The 1337-nt window shown below is 40.0% G+C and carries 1 pseudogene; it reads left to right on the top strand.

The window, feature by feature from the left end:
• A pseudogene (locus ABD915_RS09675) lies at positions 1 to 1337 on the top strand (Vomp family autotransporter); the annotation flags it as partial.

Here is a 1337-nt window from a genome sequence, read left to right as displayed (position 1 = left end):
TTCTGCGGGAAGTAAAAATTTCACGATTACAAAAGGCGATGAAGATAACAAGGTAAAATTTGATCTAGCTAAAGACGTTACATTAACGAGCTTAAAAGCAGGCGAAAATACCCTAGACGCAACAGGTCTGGTAATTACTGGTGGACCGCAAATGACGACCGCTGGTATTGATGCTGGAAATAAAGAGGTAAAAGGCATTAAAGATGGAACACTTTCAGCCGCTTCAACCGATGCAGTAAATGGTTCTCAGCTTTTTGCTACCAATAATGAAATTAATGACGTACGTTCTTTGGCAGTTTTCTACGATGAAGAAGCAGATTCAGATTATGTTCATCCACTTATCCGATCAGGCGGTAAATCTGGTAAGAAAAGTGTGACGTTTGGCAATCCGAAGGAAGGCACTGTTAGTTTGCGTAATGTGGGCGATGGTAAGATTGCCAAGGATTCTCATGAAGCCGTCAATGGATCTCAGCTTCATACTCTAAGTAATAAAGTTGCGGAGTTTTTTGGCGGTAACGCTAAGTATGATGGTGGCACATGGACTGCTCCTACATTCAAGGTTAAGACTGTCAAGGAAGATGGCGCTACAGAAGATAAAGAGTATAATGATGTCGCGTCTGCCTTTGCAGGTGTTGGTACTTCTTTCACGAATATTCATAAAGAAATTAAGAATGAGATTACCGATGCAAAAAGTGATTCTTTGAATTGGAGTGATACTAATAATGCATTTGTAGCAACGCATGGAGCAGAAGATAGCAAAAGCAATAGCAAGATTACGTCACTTGCGAATGGAGATGTAAGTGAAAGTTCCACGGATGCTGTGACAGGTAATCAGCTTCATTCATTAGGAGATAAGGTTGCTTCATATTTTGGTGGTGGCGCTAAATATGATGGTGGCGTTTGGACCGATCCTACTTTTACGGTTAAGAAATTCAGTGATGATGGCAGTGCAACTGATGAAAACTATAAAACTGTTGCGGAGGCTTTGACTGATGTTGGTACTTCTATCACGAATGTAAAAAAAGAGATTACCAAACAGATTAATAATGAAATTACCAATGTAAAAGGCGATAGTCTTGTTAAGTGGGATGAGAATGAGCAACTCATCAAGATTGGTGCAGAAAAACACGGTAATAAAATCACTATTTCCGATAAGGATGGTAAGGCTCGAACTCTTTCTGGTGTTGCAGCTGGGAGTGCAGATACTGATGCTGTGAATTTTTCGCAACTGCAAAAAGTTGAAAAAGATGTTAAAGAACAAGTAGCAGCCAGTAGCTTCGTGAAACAGGATTCTGAAACGAAACATATCACCATTGGTAAAGAAACAGATGGTGATC

Origin of the sequence: Bartonella jaculi (genome assembly GCF_039543045.1) — a bacterium.
GTDB lineage: Bacteria > Pseudomonadota > Alphaproteobacteria > Rhizobiales > Rhizobiaceae > Bartonella > Bartonella jaculi.
Note: the sequence above shows the minus strand (reverse complement) of the source record. Positions and strands in the feature narration are given on the sequence as shown.